The 23,631-nt window shown below is 64.3% G+C and carries 19 protein-coding genes; 8 read left to right on the top strand and 11 right to left on the bottom strand.

Annotation, left to right across the window (positions count from 1 at the left end; genetic code table 11):
* The 3 genes from AC3WK8_RS17395 to fba all read left to right on the top strand — a co-directional run bounded on the left by AC3WK8_RS17395 (position 1) and on the right by fba (position 1,926).
* Positions 1-222 carry a hypothetical protein gene (locus tag AC3WK8_RS17395; RefSeq protein ID WP_022641552.1) on the top strand — a complete coding sequence of 74 codons (222 nt, stop codon included), beginning with the start codon at positions 1-3 and terminating at the stop codon, positions 220-222.
* Between the two features lie 57 nt (positions 223-279).
* Positions 280-609 carry an MliC family protein gene (locus tag AC3WK8_RS17390; protein ID WP_085594532.1) on the top strand — a complete coding sequence of 110 codons (330 nt, stop codon included), beginning with the start codon at positions 280-282 and terminating at the stop codon, positions 607-609.
* A gap of 252 nt (positions 610-861) precedes the next feature.
* Entirely contained in the window at positions 862-1,926 is a 1,065-nt protein-coding gene (gene fba, locus AC3WK8_RS17385) for a class II fructose-bisphosphate aldolase (protein WP_022641550.1), read from the top strand.
* 61 nt (positions 1,927-1,987) lie between these two features.
* Here fba and AC3WK8_RS17380 read toward each other — a convergent pair whose 3' ends face one another.
* Positions 1,988-2,659 (bottom strand): polysaccharide lyase family 7 protein, encoded by a 672-nt coding sequence (locus tag AC3WK8_RS17380; protein ID WP_103325381.1) that lies wholly within the window; start codon positions 2,657-2,659, stop codon positions 1,988-1,990.
* A gap of 317 nt (positions 2,660-2,976) precedes the next feature.
* Between AC3WK8_RS17380 and AC3WK8_RS17375 the strand changes: the two genes are divergently transcribed.
* From AC3WK8_RS17375 to AC3WK8_RS17365, 3 genes are read left to right on the top strand one after another with little or no spacing between them, the layout of a single operon-like run.
* Positions 2,977-5,100 (top strand): putative bifunctional diguanylate cyclase/phosphodiesterase, encoded by a 2,124-nt coding sequence (locus AC3WK8_RS17375; RefSeq protein WP_103325382.1) that lies wholly within the window; start codon positions 2,977-2,979, stop codon positions 5,098-5,100.
* Between the two features lie 44 nt (positions 5,101-5,144).
* Positions 5,145-5,657: a M48 metallopeptidase family protein gene (locus tag AC3WK8_RS17370; RefSeq protein ID WP_053134110.1), complete on the top strand. Its 513-nt coding sequence runs from the start codon at positions 5,145-5,147 to the stop codon at positions 5,655-5,657.
* A 13-nt stretch (positions 5,658-5,670) separates the two neighbouring features.
* The gene (locus AC3WK8_RS17365; RefSeq protein WP_103325383.1) at positions 5,671-5,967 is read left to right on the top strand and encodes a winged helix-turn-helix domain-containing protein; all 297 of its coding nucleotides are present in this window, start codon (positions 5,671-5,673) and stop codon (positions 5,965-5,967) included.
* A gap of 3 nt (positions 5,968-5,970) precedes the next feature.
* Here AC3WK8_RS17365 and AC3WK8_RS17360 read toward each other — a convergent pair whose 3' ends face one another.
* Complete coding sequence (locus tag AC3WK8_RS17360; protein ID WP_103325384.1) at positions 5,971-6,423, bottom strand: GNAT family N-acetyltransferase; 453 nt, start codon at positions 6,421-6,423, stop codon at positions 5,971-5,973.
* A 268-nt stretch (positions 6,424-6,691) separates the two neighbouring features.
* Between AC3WK8_RS17360 and AC3WK8_RS17355 the strand changes: the two genes are divergently transcribed.
* Positions 6,692-7,429: a substrate-binding periplasmic protein gene (locus AC3WK8_RS17355; protein ID WP_103325385.1), complete on the top strand. Its 738-nt coding sequence runs from the start codon at positions 6,692-6,694 to the stop codon at positions 7,427-7,429.
* A gap of 16 nt (positions 7,430-7,445) precedes the next feature.
* Here the strand turns inward: AC3WK8_RS17355 and yccS are convergent, their stop codons facing one another.
* The 9 genes from yccS to betI form a co-directional block, all read right to left on the bottom strand.
* The gene (gene yccS, locus AC3WK8_RS17350; protein WP_103325386.1) at positions 7,446-9,635 is read right to left on the bottom strand and encodes a YccS family putative transporter; all 2,190 of its coding nucleotides are present in this window, start codon (positions 9,633-9,635) and stop codon (positions 7,446-7,448) included.
* Between the two features lie 141 nt (positions 9,636-9,776).
* On the bottom strand, positions 9,777-10,955 hold the full coding sequence (locus tag AC3WK8_RS17345; RefSeq protein ID WP_022641543.1) for a BaiN/RdsA family NAD(P)/FAD-dependent oxidoreductase: 1,179 nt from the start codon (positions 10,953-10,955) through the stop codon (positions 9,777-9,779).
* 149 nt (positions 10,956-11,104) lie between these two features.
* Positions 11,105-12,442, bottom strand: coding sequence for an ATP-dependent RNA helicase DbpA (gene dbpA / locus AC3WK8_RS17340; RefSeq protein WP_235777334.1), 1,338 nt, complete (start codon positions 12,440-12,442; stop codon positions 11,105-11,107).
* Positions 12,443-12,606: 164 nt separating this feature from the next.
* Positions 12,607-14,034 carry a multidrug transporter subunit MdtD gene (gene mdtD, locus AC3WK8_RS17335; protein WP_085594542.1) on the bottom strand — a complete coding sequence of 476 codons (1,428 nt, stop codon included), beginning with the start codon at positions 14,032-14,034 and terminating at the stop codon, positions 12,607-12,609.
* A gap of 74 nt (positions 14,035-14,108) precedes the next feature.
* Entirely contained in the window at positions 14,109-15,446 is a 1,338-nt protein-coding gene (locus AC3WK8_RS17330; protein WP_103325387.1) for a TldD/PmbA family protein, read from the bottom strand.
* On the bottom strand, positions 15,446-16,888 hold the full coding sequence (locus AC3WK8_RS17325) for a TldD/PmbA family protein (protein ID WP_103325388.1): 1,443 nt from the start codon (positions 16,886-16,888) through the stop codon (positions 15,446-15,448). The genes AC3WK8_RS17330 and AC3WK8_RS17325 overlap by 1 nt, the downstream gene beginning before the upstream one ends.
* A gap of 244 nt (positions 16,889-17,132) precedes the next feature.
* Positions 17,133-18,836 carry a choline dehydrogenase gene (gene betA, locus AC3WK8_RS17320; RefSeq protein WP_085594548.1) on the bottom strand — a complete coding sequence of 568 codons (1,704 nt, stop codon included), beginning with the start codon at positions 18,834-18,836 and terminating at the stop codon, positions 17,133-17,135.
* A 143-nt stretch (positions 18,837-18,979) separates the two neighbouring features.
* Complete coding sequence (betB, locus tag AC3WK8_RS17315; RefSeq protein WP_103325389.1) at positions 18,980-20,452, bottom strand: betaine-aldehyde dehydrogenase; 1,473 nt, start codon at positions 20,450-20,452, stop codon at positions 18,980-18,982.
* Between the two features lie 106 nt (positions 20,453-20,558).
* Positions 20,559-21,152 (bottom strand): transcriptional regulator BetI, encoded by a 594-nt coding sequence (gene betI / locus AC3WK8_RS17310; RefSeq protein ID WP_022641535.1) that lies wholly within the window; start codon positions 21,150-21,152, stop codon positions 20,559-20,561.
* A 425-nt stretch (positions 21,153-21,577) separates the two neighbouring features.
* On the opposite strand from betI, the gene betT reads away from it, so the two are divergent.
* Entirely contained in the window at positions 21,578-23,575 is a 1,998-nt protein-coding gene (betT, locus tag AC3WK8_RS17305; RefSeq protein ID WP_103325391.1) for a choline BCCT transporter BetT, read from the top strand.
* The last annotated feature ends 56 nt before the right edge of the window (positions 23,576-23,631 follow it).

The raw sequence follows: 23,631 nt of genomic DNA, 5'->3' as shown, positions 1-23,631 counted from the left end.
ATGGTCAAGACGTTGCCATTGCTGCTTGCCGCAGCCTGGCTCGCGGGGTGCTCCGGCACTTCGCCGGGCCAGCCTGCGGATGCGGCCCAAAGGCCAGGGCAAGGTTGCTACCAGGCTGACTGGCAGGCCGAGACGGCACCGGTGATCAACAAGCGCCTGGGGCCTGAAGGCTTGGAGAAATACGAGACTCCGACAAGGACCCGGGAACAGGGTTGCCCTTGACGGGTCAGATTGGATAACGCGACGCGCCGGGCCCCGGGGTCCGGCCGAGGAACATCGATGAAAGCTTTGATCGCCGTGGCGATGCTGGGGCTGCTTGGCGGTTGCGCCGACTTGCACTTGCTCAAGTCGCCGAGCACCGACAACTGGACCACCTGGGTCTGCGACAGCCAGGCCCAGGTGCTCTGGCGCTACACCGACGACAGCCGCAAGGCCGTCGACGTGCGCCTGGGAGGCGACGACCAGGTACGCCGCTTGAAACTCGAGCCTAGCGGTTCGGGTTCGTTGTACAGCGACGATATGCTGGCGTTTCACGTCAAGGGTGAGGAAGGCCTGGTCTACTGGGTCGCCACCAACGACCTGATCGGCCGCGGCTGTAAAGCGCCGTAGGCCGGGAACCGATGCTGAACCTGTAGGAGCGAAGCTTGCTCGCGGTGCTACCCGGACATTGATCATGGATGTCGCCAGGCCGACCGCCATCGCGGGCAAGCCTCGTTCCTGCGGGGACGCAGGGCTCTTGAAATTGATGAAGTAACGAATCCGCAGGCCGGGCTGACCCCCGATCTGCAATCACTTGAATAGCAGTCGCCGCTACGGCAGGCTTGCACGATTAACGACCCTCGACCGGGAGAGACACACACAATGGCACTCATCAGCATGCGCCAGATGCTGGACCACGCAGCCGAGTTCGGCTATGGCGTTCCAGCCTTCAACGTCAACAACCTTGAGCAGATGCGCGCCATCATGGAAGCCGCTGACAAGACTGACTCCCCGGTGATCGTCCAGGCTTCCGCCGGTGCTCGCAAATACGCTGGCGCCCCGTTCCTGCGCCACCTGATCCTGGCCGCCATCGAAGAGTTCCCGCACATTCCGGTGTGCATGCACCAGGACCACGGCACCAGCCCTGACGTCTGCCAGCGCTCGATCCAGCTGGGCTTCAGCTCGGTGATGATGGACGGTTCCCTGGGTGAAGACGGCAAGACCCCGACCGACTACGAGTACAACGTCCGCGTGACCCAGCAGACCGTCGCCATGGCCCACGCCTGTGGCGTGTCGGTAGAGGGCGAGCTGGGCTGCCTGGGTTCCCTGGAAACCGGCATGGCCGGTGAAGAAGACGGTATCGGCGCCGAAGGCGTGCTGGACCACAGCCAGATGCTGACCGATCCGGAAGAGGCCGCCGACTTCGTCAAGAAGACCCAGGTCGACGCCCTGGCCATCGCCATCGGTACCAGCCACGGAGCCTACAAGTTCACCAAGCCGCCTACCGGTGACGTGCTGGCCATCGACCGCATCAAGGAAATCCACAAGCGCATCCCCAACACCCACCTGGTGATGCACGGTTCTTCCTCGGTACCGCAAGAGTGGCTGGCGATCATCAACCAGTACGGTGGCGACATCAAGGAAACCTACGGCGTGCCGGTCGAGGAGATCGTCGAAGGCATCAAGCACGGCGTGCGCAAGGTCAACATCGACACCGACCTGCGCCTGGCATCCACCGGTGCCATGCGCCGCCTGATGGCCACCAACCCGAGCGAGTTCGACCCACGCAAGTTCTTCGGCGCCACCGTGACTGCCATGCGCGACGTGTGCATCGCTCGCTACGAAGCCTTCGGCACCGCCGGCAATGCCTCGAAGATCAAGCCGATCTCCCTGGAAGGCATGTTCCAGCGTTACCTCAAGGGTGAGCTGAACGCCAAGGTCAACTAAGCCTCGGTCGTCTACGAAAAAGCCCGCAGCGATGCGGGCTTTTTTGTGCCTGCGTGCCGGCTCAGCTCTTGTTGTGGTCGATGTCCAGCTTGGAGAAGGTCACCTTGCCACCTTCGCTGGTGTAGCCGCTGTTGTCCTGCACATAGACCCCGGCCTTGAAGTACAGCGGTTTGTCACGCCAGGCAGCGCCTACCCGGGTGTCCCAGCGATAGCCGGCGGCGCTGATGGCCAGGACACCGCCCGGGCTCAGGTGGATCAGGTAGGAAAATCGCCGGTCTATGGGCACGTTCTCGGCGATGTCGATGACCCGGGACCGGGTGTCGTGCGGGCGCATGCGCACCTTGGCCACGATGTTGCCGCGCCCCTGGCTGGCCTTGTACTGGTATTCCAGCTTCACCAGCGGCCGGGTGCTGTTGTACGCATGGATCTGGCCGATGACGATCTTGCCCGAGGAGGGCACCTGGTTCACTGCCAGGGTGGCCTGCAGCAGGTTGTCGGCCTCGGGGTAGGTCCAGTTGCGCAAGGTGCCGTTGGCATAGGTCTCGCGCAGCTCGGTGCGTGGATAGATGGCGTTCTCGGTCTTCGAGCCGGTGACTGGCGACCAGAAGAACAAGGTGCCGGAATCGGCATGGAAGTATTGGTTCTTGAAACCCTTGACCAGGGTCGGGGTATCGATGGTGGCCGGCGGGCTGCCGACGGGAACGCTGAGGTTCCAGGTTGCCAGGTCGATCATGGGAAGGTTCCGCAAAAGTGTACCGGGCGCAGTTGGGCGAAGGCTCCAGGCCGCGCTTCTCGGGTGTTTTTTAGCCTTCGCAAGGATGTTCCAGCAAGCGCCGTACGGCGGAAAAATGACGCCAGTGAAGTAGCCAGGTGCCATATTCATGGATTGCAATGCGGCAGAACTGTGACCGTTAGTCGGGAGCAGGGGCCATTGGCGGAGTGATGGCTCCATGGCAGCTTCTGCTTTTGAATATCCGGGTCTAGAGTGAAACCTCAGTTTTTGTCAGGTTTTCTCACCAGTTCAGTCTTATTACAGACAAGAGAAGCAGCATGGAATGCGTGCAACCGGAGACAGCCGAGGGCCACTCCACTCTTCTGATCGTCGATGACTACCCCGAGAACCTCCTGAGCATGCGCGCGCTGTTGCAGCGCCAGGATTGGCGGGTAATGACCGCCGCCTCGGGTGTCGAGGCCCTCAGTCTGTTGCTGGAGCACGAGGTGGACCTGGTCCTGCTCGACGTGCAGATGCCGGGCATGGATGGTTTCGAAGTGGCCCGCCTGATGCGCGGCAGCCAGCGCACGCGCCTGACCCCCATCATCTTCCTCACCGCCAACGAGCAATCCCAGGATGCCGTGATCAAGGGGTATGCCAACGGTGCGGTGGACTACCTGTTCAAGCCCTTCGATCCGCAGATCCTCAAGCCCAAGGTCCAGGCGTTGCTGGAACACCAGCGCAACCGCAGGGCCTTGCAGCACCTGAGTCATGACCTGGAGCAGGCCCGGGCCTTCAATGCCTCGGTGCTGGACAACGCCGCCGAGGGCATCCTGGTGGTGGACGAGGAGGGGCGGATACGCTTCGCCAACCCCGCGGTGTCGCGTTTGCTCAACGCCCAGGTGAAGGATCTGGTGGGCTCGGCCTTCCTCGATTACCTGCAGAACCCCCATGTCCCGGACTGGCACGTGTCCGAGTTGTACGCCAGTTATCGCCGGGGCGAGACTTTCCGCCTGCATGACGCCCTGCTGCGCACCGCCCCCGGCCAGCAGATCAGCGTGGCGTTGTCCTGCGCCCCGCTGCCCAGCGAGCAGAAGGCCATGGTGGTGACCCTGCTGGACATGTCCGAGGTGCGGCACCTGCATCAGCAGCTGGAATACCAGGCGGTCACCGATCCCTTGACCGGGCTGCTCAATCGCCGGGGTTTCTACCAGACAGTGGAGAGCATCCTGTTGCGCAGTGACCGCTCGGGAAAGTCCCTGGTCCTGCTGTACCTGGATCTGGACGGCTTCAAGCGGGTCAACGACTCCCTCGGCCATGACGCCGGCGACCGGATACTGCGCTGGGTTTCGGAACAGCTGAAGGAGGGCCTGCACTCGTTCGACATCATCGGGCGCATGGGGGGCGACGAGTTCACCGCCTTGCTGGAGCTGGGATTTCCCGAGCAGGCGGCGAAAGTCGCCGAACGGTTGATCGAGCGCTTGTCCATCACCCAGCAGATCGATGGCATGGACGTGGTCCTGGGGGCCAGCATCGGCATCGCCATCTACCCCGACTGCGGTTCCAACCTGGATGGCCTGCTGCGGGCCGCGGACATCGCGATGTACGAAGCCAAGCGTGCCGGCCGCCAGCAGTATCGCTATTACGACCACGAGATGAACGGCCGCGCGCGGTCCCGGTTGATGCTCGAGGAAAGCGTGCGCAGTGCGGTGGAACGCAAGGAATTCACCATGGTGTACCAGCCCCAGGTGGCCATCGCCGATGGTCGCCTGCGTGGTTTCGAGGCCCTGCTGCGCTGGCGCCACCCCAGTGTCGGCGATGTGCCGCCGGGGCTGTTCCTGCCGCTGCTGGAAGAGGCGCGGCTGATCAGTCTCCTGGGCAGTTGGATCTACCAGCAGGGCGCTGCGCAGCGCAAGGATTGGGAGCAGGTGTTCAGCCCCGAGCTGGTGCTGAGCGTCAGTCTCAGCGCGACCCAGTTCAGCATGCCCAACCTTTCGGCCGAGCTGCGCCAGGTGTTGCTGCGCAACGGCCTGCAACCGCGTCAGCTGGAGGTCGAGGTCACCGAGGCGGCGCTGACCCAGAACCTGGGAGAGACCCGCAAGCAATTGCAGCAATTGCACCAGCTGGGCGTGCGCGTGGCCCTCGACGACTTCGGCTCGGGCAGTTGCTGCCTGGCCTTCTTGCGTGATCTGCAACTGGATACCCTCAAGCTCGACCGCCACCTGATCGCCCGGTTGCTGACTTCACCGCGGGACGCTGCGATCGCCCGCTGCGTGATCGACCTGTGCAAGCAATTCGGGCTGCTGGTGATCGCCGAAGGCGTGGAGACCCTCGAGCAATACCATTGGCTCAAGGACAACGGCTGCGAATACGTCCAGGGTTTCCTGGTGGCGCGACCCTTGACCTCCGGCAGCGCCAGCCAGTTCGTCCAGCCCTTCGACTGGAGCGCGCTACAGGCCTGAATTCGCTAAACTGGCAACCCTTGCCCCTGGCGTCGCCGTTGCCCATGACCGTATTGAAATACCTCCAGGCCTATCCAGTCGCCCTGCAAGAACAGGTGCGCCAGCTGATCGACGAAGACCGCCTGGGCGAGTACCTGGAGCGGCGTTATCCACACAAGCACGGTGTGCAGAGCGACAAGGCCCTGTACAGCTATGCCCTGGAGCTGAAGCAGGAATACCTGCGCAACGCGCCGGCCATCGACAAGGTGCTGTTCGACAACCGCCTGGACCTGACCCATCGCGCCCTGGGCCTGCACACCACGGTATCGCGGGTACAGGGAGGCAAGCTCAAGGCCAAGAAAGAGATCCGCATCGCCTCGCTGTTCAAGGAGGCGGCGCCCGAGTTCCTGCGCATGATCGTGGTCCACGAGTTGGCGCATTTCAAGGAATCGGACCACAACAAGGCGTTCTACAAGCTCTGCGAGCACATGCTGCCGGGCTATCACCAGCTGGAGTTCGACCTGCGGGTCTACCTCACCTGGCGCGACCTGCAAGCCAAGGCGGGCGCGCCGCACTAGCAAGGAGTGGGCGATGGATGTGAGCAAGACCAAGAGCAGTTTCTACCGCCGGCTGTACGTGGCGTACTTGATCGACAGTGGCCGGGCCAGCAGCGTGCCGGCCTTGACCGAGCTCACGGGCATGCCCCGGCGCACCGCCCAGGACACCATCGCCGCCCTGGCCGACCTGGACATCGTCTGCCAGTTCGAGCAGCAGGACGGCGCCCGCAACCACGCCGGGCATTACCGGATCCACAGCTGGGGGGCCATCGACAAGGCCTGGATCGAACCCAACCTGGGCCAGATCAAGGCCGTCCTGGGTTATCCCTGAGCCTCAGCTACGGCGCATGCCGATGTGCGGGATATCGTCTTCCAGATACTCCTGGCCCACCACGCTGAACCCATAGCGGCCGTAGTAGGCCTGCAGGTGGGCCTGGGCCGAGAGATAGATCGGTGTCTCGGGCCAGTGCCGCTGCGCCTGTTTCAGGGCCTGCTCCATCAGCGTATGCCCCAGGCCCTGGCCCCGGGCCTGCTCGGCGATCACCACGCGGCCGATCACCACGTCGCCGCCCTGGGAGATCGGGTCCAGCAGGCGCAGGTAGGCCACCAGGCGGTCACCGTCCCAGGCCATCAGGTGGCAGGTATCGCCTTCCAGGTCACGGCCGTCGACTTCCTGGTAGGGGCATTTCTGTTCCACGACGAAGACTTCGGTACGCAGTTGCAAGATGGCGTAGAGCTGTTCCTTGCCCAGATCGGTGTGGTGTTTGCAGACCCATTCGATGGTCATTTTCTTATCCTGTGAAAAGAGCTGCGCGAAATACTAAGCACATCGACAAAGGATGTCTTGTCGACAGGTGTATGGAGTTTGTTTCTGTGAGATGGGTCAAAATGCCATTACTCCGTTCACTGGTTTTTCCCTTCTTTGTGTAATCTGTTTTGCAAGTCCTGTGCATTGGCTGTGATGAGCTAATGTTAGGACCTGGGTGGTCGCTGCATGGGCCCTCGAGTGTAGGCTGGAACGCGCTGGGCCCTGTGCCCGCTAAGGATCTTCAAGCATGCTGCGATTGCATCGGGCTTTGGCTTTGATCGGATTGCTGTTGCTGGGCCAGGGCGCTTCTGCAGAGAAGTTGCGGCTGGTCGCTGATGCCTGGCCTCCGTTTACCGACGCGACCCTGGTCAATGGCGGGGTGGCCACCGATATCGTCAGTACCGCGCTGGCCCGCGCGGGTTATGCCAGCGAGTTCGAGCAGGTGCCCTGGGCCCGGGCGCTGCTGGGGATCGGCGAGGGCCGCTACGACGTCCTGGTCAATGCCTGGTACAACGACGAACGCACCCGCCTGGGGCAGTTCTCCGCCGAGTACCTGGTCAACCGCATCCGCTTCCTCAAGCGCAAGGACGCTCCCCTGGAGTACCTCAACCTCAAGCAGTTGCACGAGTACCCGATCGCCGTGGTGCGCGGCTACGCCTACTCCTCTGAATTCGACAACGATTCGGACTTGCAGAAAGTGCCGGTGCACAACTTCGCCATGGCCGTGCGCATGCTGGCGGCGGACCGGGTCAAGCTGACCCTGGAAGATGAATACGTCGCCCGTTACTACCTGGCCCGGGAGTCGCCCCGGGTGCGCAATGCGGTGGAGTTCCTGCCCAAGCCCTTGAGCGAGAACAGCCTGCATATCCTGGTGAGCCTGAAGAACCCAGAGCATGCGCAGATCGTCGCCAAGTTCGATCGCGAGATCGCCGCCATGAAGGCCGACGGCAGCTACGCCCGGTTGCTGCGCCAGCACGGCATGTAGGAGGGGCAGCGGCAAGCTAGGCTTGCGGCTGTTCGGTCCCTTTGATCAGGTGGGCCGCCAGGGTCCGCAGCGGGCCCAGCTGGCGGCAGATCAATCCCAGCTGGGTCTGTACCAGGCGCTGCTCTTCATCGATTTCGTCCGGCATCTGTTCCAGCTCGTTGGCCAGGGCTTCCTCGGCGTCGCTCTGGATGGCGATCGGGGTCCTGCTGGCCAGGCCCTGGGCGATCTCGTCGATACTGGCCGCCAGGCTGCTGCCGGCACCGCCGATCAGGTGTTCGCGGACTTCCTCCGGCAGTTGGGTGCCACGGTGCGCGCCCAGGCCCGAGAGGTAGCTGAGCAGGGTGTGGGACAGCACCAGGAAGCGGAAGCCCACGTCTGCCTCCTTGCGAAAGTGCCCGGGCTCCATGAGCATGTTGGCCAGGGTGGTGGACAGCGCCGCATCGGCGTTGTGGGCATTGCGTCGGGCCAGGCGGTAGGCCAGGTCGTCGCTCTTGCCGGCGGCGTACTGCTGCATGATCTGGCGCAGGTAGATGCTGTTGCATGCCAGGGTGTTGGCCAGTACCTGGTTCAGGCGCCGACCCTGCCAGTCCGGCAGGAACAGGAACACCGCCAGCCCGGCGATCAGGCTGCCCAGCAGGGTATCGAACAGCCGTGGCAGGAACAGCCCATAACCGTCGCCCACCTGGTTGAAGCAGAACAGCACCATCAGGGTGATGGCGGCGGTGGCCAGGGTGTAGCGGGTGGTGCGGTTGGCGAAGAACACCACGCCGGCGGCAATGGCGAACAGCGACTGCACCAGCGGGTTGGGGAACAGGTCGAACAGCGCCCAGGCGATGGTCAGGCCGATGGCCGTGCCGATGATCCGCTGGCCCAGCTTGCGCCGGGTGGCGCCGTAGTTGGGCTGGCAGACGAACAGCGTGGTGAGGATGATCCAGTAGCCCTGGGACGGGTGGATCAGGTGCACCATGCCGTAGCCGATACTCAGCGCCAGGGGCAGGCGCAGGGCATGGCGAAACAGCAGCGAAGTGGGTGTCAGCTGGGTGCGCAGGCGGGTCCAGACGTCCTTGAGGTTGCGCGGCGAGCGGTCCAGCAGGCTGCTGTCGGTGGCATCGGCCAGGGCATCGGGGTTGCTGGCATCGCTGAGCAGGCGGTCGAGGGTGCCGAGGTTGGCGGCCAGGGCCCGCAGCGAGCGTAGCAGCCCGCGCCAGGCCGGGTTGCTCTGGATGCGCAGGTGTTCCAGCGAGGCTTGCAGGTCGCTCAGGGCTTCGGCGAAGCCGGAGTCGTAGACGAACGGCTGGCGCATCTGGATCGATTCCGCCAGGGCCCGGCAGGCCTTGCCCTGCTGGCGCAGCAGGCGCTGGCAGCGGAACAGCACATCGCTGTGGAAGAAGGCGTCGGCCAGGGCGTTGTAGGGGTAGTGCGAGGAGCTGGCGCGCTCATGGATGTCCTGGGCCAGGAAGTACAGCTTCAGGTAGCGGCTGACCTTCGACCCCGGGCGGCCGTTGCCGACCCGGTGCAGGATGATTTCCTTGGCACTGTTGAGCGCGGCCACCACCTTGCCGTTCTGCCGCGCCAGTTCCAGGCGCCGGGCTTCCACGTCCAGCTGGCGAATCGGCTCGAACAGCGACGACTTGAGCTTGAGGTAGTAGCCCAGCTCGCGAAACAGCCGGGCCAGGCTCTGTTGCACCGGCTGGTTGGAAAACATCGCCTGCCACAGCACCGAGAGCAGGCCGTACCAGGCGGCGCCGGCCACCAGCAGCACCGGCTCGTGCCAGAAGTCGATCACCGCGCCGCCGCGCTGGTCGACGCCGATCATGGTGTAGACCGAGAGGATCAGGGTCGCCGAGGCGATGGCGCCATAGCGCTCGCCCAGGGCGCCGAGCATGGTCAGGCCGAAGCCGGCCAGGGCCAGGGCGATGGCGAAGATCCAGGGGTAGGGGAACAGCAATTCCACCGACAGCGCGGCGATGCTGAAGCACACCAGGGTCACCGCCAGGGCATTGAGGCGGCCTTGCCAGCTGTCGTCGGTTTCCGCCAGGGCGCTGGCGATGACGCCGAGGAACAGCGGGATCAGCAAGCTCATCTCGTCCTGGTACCAGCACAGCGCCATGCTGCCGGTCAGGGCGATGAATACCCGCACGCTGTAGCTGAATTTATCCAGTGCCCAGAGGCGGCGCAGGGATTGGCGAAAAGAAGTCGATGACATGGATTGGGGGGAGCCTTCCGGGCGATGCCGCTAAATTGAGCCAGTATTGACGACGGCGCAATGCCGCCGTCACATCCGCCAGCAAATTCTGTTCCCGGTGATGCTCCTCGGCCCCTGCCGGCGCCAAGGGCCGGCGCGGCTTCAGGCGTACTGCGCCGCCGCGTAGCCCGAGGCCCAGGCCCACTGGAAGTTGAAACCGCCCAGGTGGCCGCTGACATCCAGCACTTCGCCAATGAAATACAGCCCCGGGCTCTTCAGCGATTCCATGGTCTTGGACGAGACTTCGCGGGTGTCGACCCCGCCCAGGGTCACTTCGGCGGTGCGGTAGCCTTCGGTGCCCGCCGGTACCAGCTGCCAGTTGCCGAGCTTGTCGGCGACCTCCGCCAGCTCGGCGGGGGTGTACTGCTTCATCGGCTTGGAGGCGAACCAGTGATCTGCCAGCAGGCCGGCCATCTTCTTGGTGAAGATCTCCCCCAGCAGGGTCTTGAGTTCGCTGTTGGGGCGCTCGGCCTGCTGCTGTTGCAGCCAGCCCAGGGCATCGTGGTCCGGCAGCAGGTTGATCTCGATGCTGTCGCCAGGCTGCCAGTACGAGGAAATCTGCAGGATCGCCGGGCCGCTGAGGCCACGGTGGGTGAACAGGATGTTCTCGCGAAAGCTCTGGCCGTTGCAGCTCACCAGGCAGTCCACCGAGGTTCCGGACAGCTCGCCGCACAGCTCCTTGAGCTGGTCGGTGATGGTGAAGGGCACCAGCCCGGCACGGGTCGGCAGCAGCTCATGGCCGAACTGCCTGGCCACCTGGTAGCCGAAGCCGGTGGCCCCCAGGGTCGGGATCGACAGGCCGCCGGTGGCGATCACCAGGGACTGGCAGCGCACCTGGCCGAGGGTGGTCTGCAGCAGGTAGCCCGACTCCAGTTTCTCGATCTGCTGGATCGAGGTGTCCAGGCGCAGCTCGACCCCAACCTGGTCGCATTCGGCCAGGAGCATGGCGAGGATGTCGCTGGACTTGTTGTCGCAAAACAGCTGGCCGAGCTTCTTCTCGTGGTAGGGCACGCCATGCTTGGCCACCAGGCCGATGAAATCCCACTGGGTGTAGCGGGCCAGGGCCGACTTGCAGAAGTGCGGGTTCTGCGACAGGAAGTTGGCCGGCTCGGTGTACATGTTGGTGAAGTTGCAGCGCCCGCCACCGGACATCAGGATCTTCTTCCCGGCCTTGTTGGCATGGTCCAGCAACAGCACCTGGCGCCCACGGCCAGCGGCGGTCAGGGCGCACATCAAGCCGGCGGCGCCGGCGCCGATGATCACGACTTCGGTAGAGCGCAAAACGGTGTCCTCGAGAGTGCAGGCAAATGAACCTGTAGCCGCTGCCGAAGGCTGCGACAAGCCCCGCAGGGGCTCCACGGCCTCAACAGCGGCGCCTCCTTCGGAGACGTTCGCAGCCTGCGGCAGCGGCTACAGGTCGAGCGGGTGGGTTACAGGATGCGTACGCGCAGCGAACGGCCCTTGATCTTGCCGCTATTGAGGCGTTGCAGGGCCTGCTTGGCGATGCCGCGCTCCACGGCCACGTAGGCCTGGAAGTCGAAGATCGCGATCTTGCCGACCTGGGCGCCGGGGATGCCGGCCTCGCCGGTCAGCGCGCCGAGGATATCGCCCGGGCGTACCTTGTCCTTGCGCCCGGCGGCGATGCACAGGGTGCTCATGGCCGGCAGCAGCGGGCCGCCGCCCTGGCTCTTCAGGCCGTCGATCTGCTCCCAGTTCAGCGGCGCCTTCTGCAACTGTTCGATGGCCTGGGCACGGTGGGCCTCGGACGGCGACACCAGGCTGATGGCGATGCCTTTCTCGCCGGCGCGACCGGTACGGCCGACCCGGTGGATGTGGATTTCCGAATCCCGCGCCAGCTCGACGTTGATCACCATGTCCAGGGCGTCGATATCCAGGCCCCGGGCGGCGACATCGGTGGCTACCAGTACCGAGGTACTGCGGTTGGCGAACATCGCCAGCACCTGGTCGCGGTCGCGCTGTTCCAGGTCACCGTGCAGGCCCACTGCAGACATGCCCTTGGCGGTCAGGTGGTCGACGGTTTCCTGCACTTGCTGCTTGGTGAAGCAGAAGGCCACACAAGACTGCGGGCGGAAGTGGTTGAGCACCTTGACCACCGCATCCATGCGATCTTCCGGGGAGATTTCGTAGAAGTGCTGTTCGATCTGGCTGTCGCTGTGCAGCGTCTCGACTTTTACCTGTTGCGGATCGCGCATGAACTTCGACGCCAGCTGCTTGATGCCCGCCGGGTAGGTGGCGGAGAACAGCAGGGTCTGCCGGCGTGCCGGGGTCTGGCCGATGATGGCTTCGATGGCATCGTAGAAGCCCATGTCGAGCATGCGGTCGGCTTCGTCGAGCACCAGGGTGTTGAGGCCGTCGAGTTTCAGCGTGCCCTTGTCCAGGTGCTGGGAAATGCGCCCCGGGGTGCCGACGATGATGTGGGCGCCATGCTCCAGCGAAGCGATCTGCGGGCCGAAGGGCACGCCGCCGCACAGGGTCAGGACCTTGATGTTGTCCTCGGCGCGGGCCAGGCGGCGCAGCTCCTTGGCGACCTGGTCGGCCAGCTCGCGGGTCGGGCACATCACCAGGGCCTGGCAGCCGAAGTAGCGCGGGTTGATCGGGTTCAGCAGGCCTATGCCGAAGGCCGCGGTCTTGCCGCTGCCGGTCTTGGCCTGGGCGATCAGGTCCAGGCCCTTGAGGATCACCGGCAAGCTTTGCGCCTGGATCGGCGTCATCTGGGCATACCCGAGGGAGTCGAGGTTGGCCAGCATGGCGGCAGACAGGGGCAAGGTATTGAAAGCGGTGGCGATGGTGGTCACGGGACGGGCCTGCAAAACAAAATGTCGCGCAGTGTATCAGCCCCGCTCCCCCTTCCTGCAATTTCTGGACGAAAAGTAGCCAGGACTTTCCATGGCTCCTAGGGGGAGATGGTCACTCAGTGCTCGATATGCTCCTGGACCTTGCGCGTCCTGCGGCCATCGTTGGGCGACAACTGGAGGAAGATCGCCGCCGCCAGCATGGCCATGAGGCCCACGGTGAGGAAGGTCAGCTGGAAGGCGCCGAGCACCGTGTCGCCGCCATCGCTGTCCATGGAAGCGGTGAAGCCGCCCAGCAGCGCCCCGGCGCAGGCCACCCCCAGGCTCAGGGACAGTTGCGCCACCACCGACAGCAGGCTGTTGCCACTGCTGGCGGCGGCATCGTCGAGGTCGATCAGGGTCACGGTGTTCATCGCCGTGAACTGCAGCGAGTTGATCGCCCCCAGCACCGCCAGCATGCCCAGCAGCAGCGGGTAGGGCGTCTGCTCGCTGACCAGGCCCATGCTCGCCAGCATCAGGCCCAGGGCCAGGGTGTTGCCGGTGAGCACCAGGCGATAGCCCAGGCGCTCGATCAGCGGTCGGGCAATGGACTTGGCCAGCATCGCCGCGGCCGCCAGGGGCAGCATGCTCATGCCCGCCTGGGACGGCGAGTAGCCCAGGGCCACTTGCAGCAGCAAGGGCACCAGGAACGGCAGGGCGCCGCTGCCCAGGCGGGCGAACAGGTTGCCGAGGATGCCCACGGCGAAGGTCCGCACCTTGAACAGCGACGGGGCGAACAGCGGATCGGCGATATGCCCGGCACGCAACCAGTAGGCCGCCAGGCAAGCCAGGCCGGCGAACAGCAGCAACATCACCCGCAGGTGCGGCAGGTGCAGTTCGCCCAGGCCTTCCATGGCGATGGTGATCAGCACCATCGCCGCGCCGAACAGCAAGAAGCCCAGGCCGTCGAAGCGGGTGCGCTCGCTGCCGCGCAGGTCGGGGATGAAGCGCCACACCGCGTAGCAGCCGATGGCGCCCACCGGCAGGTTGATCAGGAAGATCCAGTGCCAGGTCAGGTACTGCACCATCCAGCCGCCCATGGTCGGGCCGATCAGCGGGCCCAGCAGCCCGGGAATGGTGATGAAACCCATGATCCGCACCAGTTCCGAACGCGGGTAGGCGCGCAGCACCACCAGCCGCCCCACCGGCAGCATCAGCGCGCCGCCCAGGCCCTGGATCACCCGGGCCGCCACCAGCATGCCCAGGGAACCGGAAAGGGCGCACAGCAACGAGCCGACGCTGAACAGCAAGATCGCGCCGAAGAAGATGTTGCGGGTGCCGAAGCGATCGGCGATCCAGCCCGAGGCCGGGATCAGCAGCGCCACGGTGAGCATGTAGGCGATGACCACGCCCTGCATGCGCAACGGGTCTTCGGCCAGGTCCCTGGCCATGGCCGGCAGCGCGGTATTGAGGATGGTGCCGTCCAGGGACTGCATGAAGAAGGCGATGGCCACTACCCACGGCAGCCAGCGGATAGTAGTGGCATCGAGTGGCGGACGTTCGGACATGGGACCTCAACAACGACAGAGGTAAGTTGCAAGCTTCAAGTTGCAAGCTTGTGGCTTGCAACTCTAGGCCGATTTTACAAGGTTAGCGTCAGGCGGCTGACCAGTGCCCCGGGCAGATGCATCGACGCGGTCTGGCGCTGGCCGTAGGTGCTGGCCGAGAGCAGCAGCTCGCGTTGTTCGGTGAGCGCCTCGAGCTGCGAGCCCAGCAGGCTGTAGACGCTGTCGTCGAAACGCATGGTGCTCACTGGCGCCTGGATCTCGCCGTTCTCCACCCAGAAGGTGGCGAAGCGGGTCATGCCGGTCAGGCGCGCCGCAGGCAGGTCCGAGTAGTTCAGGTACCACAGGTTGCTGATGTACAGCCCGGTGCCCAATTGCCTGAGGATGTCCTGCTGGGCCAACTGGCCGGCGGCCATGTCCAGGGCGCTGGGGTATTCGCCGCTGCCGGCGCCGTTGGCGGTCAGGCCATACTCGGCGGCGCTGCGCGAGTTGATCAGGCGCGCCTCGGCGGCGCCACTGGCGATCAGCGCCAGGTCGCTGCGCGGGTAGCCCTCGTCGGAAAACGCCGGGCTCAGGGAGCCGCTGACCTGCTCGCGTACCGATACCAGCGGGCTCAGGTTCGCGTCACCGGCATAGAGTTTCTGCAGGGCGCTGTGCTTGCTGGCGATGGCCTGGGCCGAGAAGCTGCCCCAGGCCAGCATGCCCATGATCTCCTCCAGGGCCGCCGGGGCCAGGTAGGCGCGGTATTGACCGGGGGCCAGGGTACGCAGCGGCCGGCCGAGGAACTGCAGTTGCCGGCGGGCCTGGTCGAAGCGCTGGGCGAAGGCGTCGCTGTTCCAGGCGTGTCCGGCGTAGCTGGCCTTCACCGCCTCGCCATTGTCGTGGAACAGGCTGAAGTCGAAGTTGAAGCTGTTGGCCTGGTGCCAACCGAAGGCCCCGCTGGAGCTGGCGAAACCACGGCTGATGGGGCCGGCGGCATAGATGCCGACCAGGTCCAGGCCTGCGGCGGCGCGACCGATTTCCTCCACCACCTGCTCGCTGCCTGGCAGCGGATGGCTTTGCTCATGCTGGGACTGCCAATGGGTGTGGTTGAGCATCAGGTAAGGGTCGGCCGGCAGCAGCGGCAGGGTTTCGCGCAGCTGTTGCAAGCCTTCGGCCAGGCGCTGGCGGTCCACCTCGGGATCGTTGGCCAGGGTGATGTCGAGGTCGGCGTGGCGGCCATCGTCGATCAGCTTGAAGGTCAGGCTGGCCTGCTGCACCTGCCCGGCCTGGCGTACCTTGGCATGGTTGAAGCGGATGAACTCCGAGGCTTCGGCAGCGTAGCTCAGGGTGAATTGTTCCGACCCGCGGATCTCGTCCTTGAGCCATTGCACCAGCGTCTTGAACTGCTGGGCCTGATTGGTCGCGCTGGTCATCAGGCATCTCCTCCGAATACGTCGATCTTGCCAAATACACAGGCTGGCGAGGCGTGGCCAACGCGGATCACCTGGTTGGGTTCGCCCTTGCCGCAGTTGGGCGTGCCCAGGACCTGGAAGGTGCCACGGTTGCCGACGGCGCTGAGGTTGCGCCAGAACTGCGCGGAAATGCCCCGGTAGTTGGGGTTCTTCACCACGCCCTTGAGTTCGCCGTTCTCGATCAACTGGCCCCATTCGCAGCCGAACTGGAACTTGTTGCGCGCGTCGTCGATGGACCAGGAGCGGTTGGTGGACATCAGAATGCCGTGCTCGATCCCGCCGATCAGCTGTTCCAGGGACTGCTCGCCAGGCTCGATGTTGAGGTTGGCCATGCGGTCGATGGGCGCGCGGTTCCAGCTGCTGGCGCGGCTGTTGGCAACGCCGTCCAGGCCACTGCGGTACTGCGACAGGGCGCCGCCCAGGGGGCGTACCAGCAACCCTTCGCGGATCAGGAACTGCTTGCTGGCGGCGGTGCCTTCGTCGTCATGGCCATAGCTGGCCAGCTCCTCGGGGATGTCCGGGTCGAAGGTCACGTTGAGCAGCCGCGAGCCGTATTGCAGGTGGCCGAAGTCCGCCTGCTTGACGAAGCTGGTGCCGGCATAGTTGCGCTCATCGCCAAGGATGCGGTCCAGCTCCAGGGGATGGCCGATGGACTCGTGGATCTGCAGCATCATCTGGTCCGGCATCAGCAGCAGGTCCCGCGGGCCTTGGGGCGTGTTGGGAGCCAGCAGCAGTTGCAGGGCCTGCTCGGCGATCCGGGGGGCGGCGCCCAGCAGGCCGCAGCGGCTGATCACGTCGCCGGCGCCCTGCTGGCCGAAATTCTCCCGGCCCAGGCTGCGGGTCTGGCTGTCGTTGCCGTCGTAGGCGGTGACGTCCAGGCCCGGGTAGACGAAACGCTGGGCCTGGCGCAACTCGGCTCCGGCGCTGTTGAGGTAGATCTGCTCGACCTGGGTCACGCCGATCCCTACCTGCCAGTTCACCAGGCGCTCGTCCTTGGGAACCGAAGCCGATTCGTCGCCCAGCAGTTGGTAGCAATCGCTCAGGGACGGGAAGGGCTGCTCGAGATTGGGCGAGAAATAATCGGCGCGGTGGCTGGAGACCGGTTGTTCGCGCAGGTCCAGCAGGGCGTGGGCGGCGATCACCCGGGCTTGCCGTTCGGCGCGGTCCAGGGCCGCCTGCAATCCGCCTGGCGACAGGTCGTTGGTGGCGGCATAGGCCTCTACCCCAGCGACTCGCACGGTCAGCATCGCGCCTTCATCGCGGCCCAGCCTGGGCGGTTCGGCGACATTCTTGCGTACCGACAGGTACTGGTCTGATTCGCGCACGTAGCGCAGGGAAAAGAACTCGGCGCCCGTGCGCAAGGCAGCGAAGCGCTGCTTGAGCTGGGGGTGAAAGTCGAACATGGATGACCTCCTTGTGAAGAGCAGGGGCTTGCGGGTCTTATCGACAGCGGGCCGGCTCCTACAGGTATAGGTCGCGCAGGGCTCGGGATAAAGTCCGTGGAACGCAGGGGGTGCAGCGGATGGGCAGACTGTAGCGGTTGCCTGTGGCTGCGATCAAGGACGCAGGCCGTGCAATGAACAGAAGGGGAGAGGGCGGGAAATCCAAGGAAATGGCGCCGGCCATTGCGGCCGGCGCCAATCGTGCTTATTGCGCGTTCGCGGCTACGTCGCGTACAGGCTTGCCACGTACCGGGGCTTCGCCGGCCACGTAGTAGGCAGCCTTGCTGCGCGGCAGCGGCTGGCGGCCACGGATCTTGTCGGCGATTTTCTCGGCCATCATGATCGTCGGCGCATTGAGGTTGCCGGTGGTGATGATCGGCATGATCGAGGCATCCACCACACGCAGGCCCTGCATGCCGTGCACGCGACCCTGGCCATCGACCACGGCCATGTCGTCGGTGCCCATCTTGCACGAGCAGGATGGGTGGAACGCGGTCTCGGCGTGCTCGCGGATGAATTTGTCCAGCTGTTCATCGGTCTGCACTTCGATGCCCGGGCTGATCTCGCGGCCGCGGTAGGCGTCCAGTGCCGGCTGCTGCATGATTTCGCGGGTCAGGCGGATGCCGTCGCGGAATTCCTGCCAGTCCTGCTCGGTGGCCATGTAGTTGAACAGGATGCTCGGGTGCTGGCGCGGGTCTTTCGACTTGGCCTGCACGCGGCCGCGGCTTGGCGAGCGCATGGAGCCCATGTGGGCCTGGAAGCCGTGTTCCTTCACGCCGTTGGAGCCGTTGTAGTTAATGGCTACCGGCAGGAAGTGGTACTGGATGTTCGGCCATTCGAACTCTTCGCGAGTACGGATGAAACCACCAGCTTCGAACTGGTTGCTGGCGCCGATGCCGGTGCCCTTGAACAGCCACTGCGCACCGATGGCCGGCTGGTTCCACCACAGCAGCGATGGGTACAGCGATACCGGCTGGGTGCAAGCGTATTGCAGGTACAGCTCCAGGTGGTCCTGCAGGTTCTCGCCGACGCCAGGCAGGTCGTGGACCACCGGGATGTCCAGGCTTTCCAGCAGGGCGCGCGGGCCGACGCCGGAGCGTTGCAGCAGCTGTGGCGAAGCGATGGCACCGGAGCTGACGATGACTTCCTTGCGCGCACGGGCTTCCACGCGCTCTTCGGTGCTGCCTTGCAGGTAGCTCACGCCTACGGCGCGCTTGCCTTCGAACAGGACCTTGTCGGTCAGGGCGTGGGTGACGATGGTCAGGGTGGAGCGTTTCTTGGCTATGTCCAGGTAACCGCGGGCGGTGCTGGAGCGACGGCCTTCAGGGGTCACGGTGCGGTCCATCGGACCGAAGCCTTCCTGTTGGTAGCCGTTGAGGTCTTCGGTACGCGGGTAACCGGCCTGTACGCCGGCCTCGACCATGGCGTGGAACAGCGGGTTGTTGCCCGCCTTGGGTGTGGTCACCCGTACCGGGCCTTCGCCACCGTGGTAGTCGTTAGGGCCGATGTCGCGGGTTTCGGCCTTGCGGAAGTACGGCAGGCAGTCCAGGTACGACCAGTCTTCCAGGCCTGGCAGCTTGGCCCAGCCGTCGTAGTCCATGGCGTTGCCACGGATGTAGCACATGCCGTTGATCAGCGAGGAACCGCCCAGGCCCTTGCCACGGCCACATTCCATGCGGCGGCCGTCCATGTGCGGCTCTGGATCGGTCTCATAGGCCCAGTTGTAGCGACGGCCTTGCAAGGGGAACGCCAGTGCCGCAGGCATCTGGGTACGGAAATCGAAACGATAGTCCGGGCCGCCGGCTTCCAGCAGCAGGACGGTGACGCCTTCGTCTTCGGTCAGACGGGTCGCCAGGGTGTTACCGGCAGAGCCGGCACCGATGATGATGTAATCGAATTCTTGGGCCATTGGAGCCTCCGTGGAGAGCTGCAAGCCTCAAGCTTCAAGCTGCGAGAAAAGGCAGCGAAGCGGGCTTGGCGTTGAATGAGGAGCAGGCGGCAAGACAGGCTTTTGCCCTGGCTTGCCGCTTGTAGCTGGCTGCTAGCGGCTGCTTAGAACACCGAGGCGTAGTCGCCCAGCTCGACCTGCACCGACTTGATGCGGGTGAAGTTGTTCAGCGAGCTGATGCCGTTCTCACGGCCCACGCCCGACTGCTTGTAGCCGCCGACTGGCATCTTGGCGTCGGACTCGCCCCAGGCGTTGATCCAGCAGATACCGGCTTCGAGCTGGTGGATGATGCGGTGGGCGCGGTTCAGATCGCGGGTGACGATACCGGCGGCCAGGCCGAAGTCGGTGTCGTTGGCACGACGGATCACTTCTTCTTCGGTCTCGTATGTGAGGATGCTCATCACTGGGCCGAAGATTTCTTCACGCACGATGGTCATGTCGTCGGTGCAGTCGGTGAACACGGTTGGTGCCACGAAGGCGCCCTTGGCGAATTCGCCATCGGTCAGGCGCTCGCCGCCGCACAGTACGCGGGCACCTTCTTCCTTGCCCTTGGCGATGTAGCCCAGCACGTTCTCCATGTGGGCGAAGCTCACCAGCGGACCGAAGTTGGTGTTCTCGTTCTCTGGGTTACCCACGCGGATGCGGGCAACGCGTTCGGCGATCTTGGCTTCGAAAGCAGCCTTCAGGTGGCTCGGTACGAACACGCGAGTGCCGTTGGTGCAAACCTGGCCCGAGCTGTAGAAGTTGGCCATCATCGCGGTGTCGGCGGCGCGATCCAGGTCGGCGTCGTCGCAGATGATCAGCGGCGACTTGCCGCCCAGTTCCATGGTCACTTCCTTGAGCGAGGAGCTCGAAGCGCTGGCCATGACCTTCTTGCCGGTGTCGGTGCCGCCGGTGAAGGAGACTTTCTCGATGCGTGGGTGCTCGGTCAGCCAGGTGCCGACTTCACGGCCGCTGCCGGTCAGGACGTTGAACACGCCAGCCGGTACGCCTGCCTCGGTGTAGATCTCGGCCAGTTTCAGGGTGGTCAGCGAAGTCACTTCGCTGGGCTTGAAGATCATCGCGTTGCCAGCGGCCAGGGCCGGGGCGGATTTCCACAGGGCGATCTGGATCGGGTAGTTCCAGGCGCCGATACCGGCGACCACGCCCAGTGGCTCGCGGCGGGTGTAGACGAAGGAAGTGTCGCGCAGCGGGATCTGCTCGCCTTCGATGGCCGGTACCAGGCCTGCGTAGTATTCCAGCACGTCGGCGCCGGTGACGATGTCGACGTACTTGGTTTCGGAGTAGGCCTTGCCGGTATCCAGGGTTTCCAGGGCGGCCAGCTCGTCGTTGCGCTCACGCAGGATGTCCACGGCGCGACGCAGGATGCGCGAACGCTCCATGGCGGTCATGGCGGCCCAGATCTTCTGGCCTTTTTCGGCGCTGACCACGGCGCGTTCCACGTCTTCCTTGGTCGCACGTTGCACTTGTGCGAGAACTTCACCGTTGGCCGGGTTGATGGCATCGAAGGTGGCGTCGCTGCCGGCATCGGTGTAGCCGCCGTCGATGTAGAGTTTTTGCAGTTCAAAACGGGCCATAGTGTCCTCGCAAGTGCATTGAGTTATGGGCTTGGCCACCGAGCGTGCCCTTGGATTCGGGCGCGCTGATCAGTGGCGTGCAGAGGCCGAGCGTCTTGGTTGTGCTCTAGCGCTCCTGCTTAGCCAGTTGTAGATCCATGTATTCGTAAGCAATCCGTATCGCCTGGTCGGTGTCGAATGCATCACCCGACAGGGCGCCACGCAGCCACAAGCCGTCGATCAAGGCCGCCAGGCCGCGGGCTGCCTTGCGCGCATGGTAGAGCGGCAGGACGCGGCGGAACTGGCAGCACAGGTTGGAATACAAGCGGTGGTCGTTGATCCGCTGCAACCTGTGCAAATCGGGCTGGTGCATGCTGGAAGCCCAGAAGGCCAACCAGGTTTTCATTGCCGGGCCGTTCACCTGGCTGGCATCGAAGTTGCCCTCGATGATCACCTTCAGATGAGCGCGCGGACTGTCGTCCGTCAGGGCCTGGCGGCGTGCTCTGACGCCTTCGTTGAGCATGCTCATGATGTAACCCATCGTCGCTGCGATCAGGCCGTTCTTGTCCCGAAAGTAGTGACTGATGATGCCGTTCGACACTCCGGCCAAACGGGCGATCAGCGCAATGCTGGCGTCCCCCATCCCGACCTGATCGACCGCTTGTAGCGTGGCTTCGATCAACTGCTGGCGGCGTATGGGTTGCATACCGACCTTGGGCATCTGCTACCTCTCCTTAGGCCCGCCGGCAGACGCATGACGGCTGTCGGCTTGCGGGCCAGTCTATTTTGTTTTGATTGAACGTTCAATCAACAAAGAATAAGATCTGCGACAAATCGTCGCTGCCTACGGATTCTTCCCGCATGTAGATGGCGGAAAACGACCTCCGAAAAAGACCGCACCCCAGGGATGGCATGGCGTGAACCGGTAAGGACGGACGTGTTGAATGGGCAAGACGCTTCAGGCCTGACGCCGAACCGTGGGTTCGAGTCGAGGCCGGGGACGCTGGTTCGCAACGCAGCCGCCGTGGGTCCGGGCTTTTTTCGGGGTGTCTTTATATCACCCGACGATCGGCTGCCAACTAACCGATTGGTCGGGTGCCGTGTTGCCTTGTGTCCTTCTCTCGCACTGCCTGGAGCATCTGTGCAATGAGTTCTGCCTCTCTTATAAAGACCCCGCCGGAAAAGGTGCGGGTCAACGGTTGGGTGTTCTACACCTCGACCGCGCTGATCCTGTTGTTGACTGCGATCCTGATCGTCGCCCCGCAAGAGGCCGGCAAAATGCTGGACGTTGCCCAGGCATGGTTGTCCCGCAGTTTCGGCTGGTACTACATGCTGGTGATCGCCGCCTACCTGGTGTTCGTGGTGGGCCTGGCGTTCTCTTCCTACGGCAAGCTCAAGCTGGGGACCAAGCAAGACACCCCGGACTTCAGCTATGGCGCCTGGGCCGGGATGCTGTTCTCGTCCGGCATCGGCATCTCGCTGCTGTACTTCGGTGCGTCCGAGCCCCTGGACCACTACTTCAATCCGCCCGAAGGCGTGCCAGCCAGCAACCAGGCCGCGCGCCAGGCGCTGCAACTGACGTTCCTGCACTGGGGCCTGCACGGCTGGGCGATCTATGCCCTGGTGGGCCTGGCGGTGGCGTACTTCGCCTACCGGCATAACCAGCCACTGGCCCTGCGTTCGGCGCTGTACCCACTGGTGGGCGAGCGCTGGGTCAAGGGCGCGGCCGGCCACGCGGTGGACGGTTTCGGCATGTTCGTGACCCTGCTGGGCCTGGTGACCAACCTGGGCATCGGCTCGATGCAGGTATCGTCCGGCCTGGAAAACCTGTTCGGCATGGAGCACAGCAACACCAACCTGCTGATCGTGATCATCGTCATGAGCACGGTGGCCACCATCGCCGCAGTGTCCGGGGTGGAGAACGGCATTCGTCGCCTGTCCAACCTGAACATCGTGCTGTTCAGCGGCTTGCTGATCTTCGTCCTGCTGTTCGGCCCGACCCTGCACCTGCTCAACGGCTTCGTGCAGAACATCGGCGACTACCTCAACGGCGTGGTGCTCAAGACGTTCGACCTCTATGTGTATGAAGGCGACAGCGCCAAGTCCGATCGCTGGCTGGGCCTGTGGACCCTGTTCTACTGGGCCTGGTGGATTTCCTGGGCACCTTTCGTGGGCATGTTCATCGCGCGTATTTCCCGTGGCCGCACCGTGCGCGAGCTGGTGGCTGGCGTACTGCTGATCCCGCTGGGCTTCACCCTGGCCTGGCTGTCGATCTTCGGCAACTCGGCCCTGGACCTGGTGCTCAACCAGGGCGCGGTGGAACTGGGCAAGACCGCCCTGGAACAGCCGTCCATGGCCATCTACCAGTTGCTCGAGCATTACCCGGCGTCGAAGATCGTCATCGGTGTGTCGATCTTCGTGGGCTTCGTGTTGTTCCTGACCCCGGCCGACTCCGGCGCGGTGATGATGGCCAACCTGTCCTGCAAGGGCGGCAACGTCGACGAAGACGCCCCGCACTGGCTGCGGATCTTCTGGTCGGTCGTGATCACCCTGGTGACCGTCGGCCTGCTGTTCGCCGGTAACTTCCAGGCCATGCAGACCATGGTGGTGCTGGCTGGCCTGCCGTTCTCGGTGGTGCTGGTGTGCTTCATGTTCGGTCTGTACAAGGCCATGGCCCAGGACACCCGGGTCGAGCAGGAACAAGCGGAACTGGCGGCCCGCGGCCGTCGCGGTTTCAGCGAGCGCCTGACCCAACTGGACCTGCAGCCGACCCAGGCAGTGGTCCAGCGCTTCATGGACAAGCACGTGACCCCGGCGCTGGAAGAAGCCGCGACCCTGTTGCGCAACCAGGGGCTGGATGTGCAGACCCTGCTGGGCAAGTCCAAGCGCTGCATGGGTGTGCGGATCGAGATGGAAGAGGGCAACCCTTTCGTCTATGAGGTGAGCCTGGACGGTTACCTGGCGGCGCCGAGCGAATCGGCCGATGCGCCGGAAGAGCGTGCACGCTACTACCGCGCCGAGGTCTACCTGCACAACGGCAGCCAGGAATACGACTTGATGGGTTTCACCCAAGAGCAGATCACCCGTGACGTGCTCGATCAGTTCGAAAGCCATCGGCAGCTCCTGGGCCGGGTCTACAGCTAAGTCCTGAAGTAGACGCGGGCCCGGGCTCACCGGGTACCGCGTCGCCCGCGAAGCGA

This window comes from Pseudomonas sp. FW507-12TSA (genome assembly GCF_058781435.1).
This window is presented reverse-complemented; position numbering and strand designations above follow the sequence as displayed.